This is a genomic window from Paracoccus panacisoli (assembly GCF_042435015.1).
Lineage (GTDB): Bacteria > Pseudomonadota > Alphaproteobacteria > Rhodobacterales > Rhodobacteraceae > Paracoccus > Paracoccus panacisoli.
On the sequence record NZ_JBHMQU010000058.1, the window covers coordinates 1 to 1,696 of the forward strand.

Genomic DNA, 1,696 nt, shown 5'->3' on the forward strand with positions numbered 1-1,696 from the left:
GCCCCGGCCGCGCCGCCCGCGCCCCCGGCCGCCGCTGACGACCCCGCCGCGCTGCTCATCGGCCACGCGCCGGTGATGCAGGCGCTGTTCCGCACCGTCGCGCGGGTGGTCAACACCGACCTCGCCGTGATCGTCGCGGGCGAGCCAGGGACCGGGCGCAGCACGCTCGCCCAGGCGATCCACGCCCTGGGCGACCGCCGCGCCGGCCCCCTGGTCCGCCTGACCGCCGCCGACCCCGCCGACAGCCTCGCCGCGCGGCTCGAGGCGGCGCAGGGCGGCACGCTGATCCTCGAGGACCCGGCGGGGTGGGAGCCCGCGGCCCAGACCCGCATCGCCGGGCTGATCGAAGCCGCCGAGACCGGCCCCGAGCGCCACCGCGCCCCCCGCCTCGTCGCCACCACCGGCCCCGACCCCGAGGCCGACGCGACCGAGGGGCGGCTGCGCCCCGACCTCTACTACCGCCTCGCGGGCCTCGTGCTGACCGCCCCGCCGCTCAGGGCGCGGCTCGACGACCTGCCGGCGCTCGCCCGCCAGCTCATCGCCCGCTCCGGCACCCAGCCCGCGCCCGAGTTGAGCGACGGCGCGCTCGAGGCGCTGCGGGCGCACCCGTTCCCGGGCAACCTGCGCGAGCTCGACAACCTGCTCCGGCGGCTGGCGCTGACCGCCTCGGGGCAGGGCGCGATCGAGGCCGCCGACGTGACCGCCGCCCTCGCCGGCCCGGCGACGCCGCGGGGCGGAGAGCTGCGCGGTGCCCGCGACGGGCGGCTGACCGACGCGGTCGAGCTGCATCTGCAGCGCTATTTCGACCTGCACGGCGACCAGCTGCCGCCGCCCGGCCTCTATGACCGGATCATGCGCGAGGTCGAGCGGCCGCTGATCCAGATCGCCCTCGACGCCTGTGCAGGCAACCAGCTGCGCTGCGCCGAACTGCTGGGGATCAACCGCAATACGCTTCGCAAGAAGGTGAGCGACCTGAATATCGAGGTGACACGCCGCCGCCGCGTGATGTAAAACGGTCACAGGGACACGGGCAATCGTTACGCCCGTGCCACATGAACGCCGCGGTGACAGCGGCGGACCGAGGGCGAGTGCAGGCGGTGACGCGGGCAGCGGCAAGAGCAGGCGGGGCGCAAGCTGCCGCCTTTGCGGGGCGACCCTGGGACCGTCTGGCCCGGCTGCGCCGGCAACGCCGCATTCAGACCGCCGCCATCGCCTTCATGGTCGTGCTGGGGCCCGTGCTGGCGCTGGCGACCTATGGCGTGATGGGCCCGCTGAGCGAGCGCACCGCCAGCCGCGGGCTGCGGCTGATCCTGCTCGCCGATCTGATCTATATCCTGCTGCTCGTCGGCCTCGTCGCCGCACGCATGGTGGGGATGCTGGCCGCGCGCCGCACCGCCGCGGGCTCGCGGCTGCACATGCGCCTCGTCGGCGTCTTCACCGCGCTGGCGCTGGTGCCGACGGTGCTGGTCGCGCTCTTTGCCGGGCTGACCGTCAACATCGGCCTTGAGGGCTGGTTCTCGGACCGGGTGCAGCAGGTCGTCTCGACCTCGCTCTCGGCGGCCGAGGCCTATCAGGACGAGCACCGCCGCGACCTCAGCGCCGACGCGCAACTGCTGGCGCGGGTGCTGAACGACGCCTCGCGCGGCGCGCCGGTGCTGGACGACGGCACGATCCGCTCCGTGCTGACCGACGGGCA

At 75.1% G+C, this 1,696-nt stretch carries 1 protein-coding gene and 1 pseudogene; both read left to right on the plus strand.

All coding sequences use genetic code 11. The features are described 5' to 3' along the window. Nucleotides 1-1,011 (plus strand): sigma-54-dependent transcriptional regulator (locus tag ACFHYO_RS11915; protein ID WP_394320653.1); only part of this gene is annotated, 1,011 nt, incomplete at its 5' end. 206 nt (nt 1,012-1,217) lie between these two features. Then, a pseudogene (locus tag ACFHYO_RS11920) lies at nt 1,218-1,696 on the plus strand (PAS domain-containing sensor histidine kinase); the annotation flags it as partial.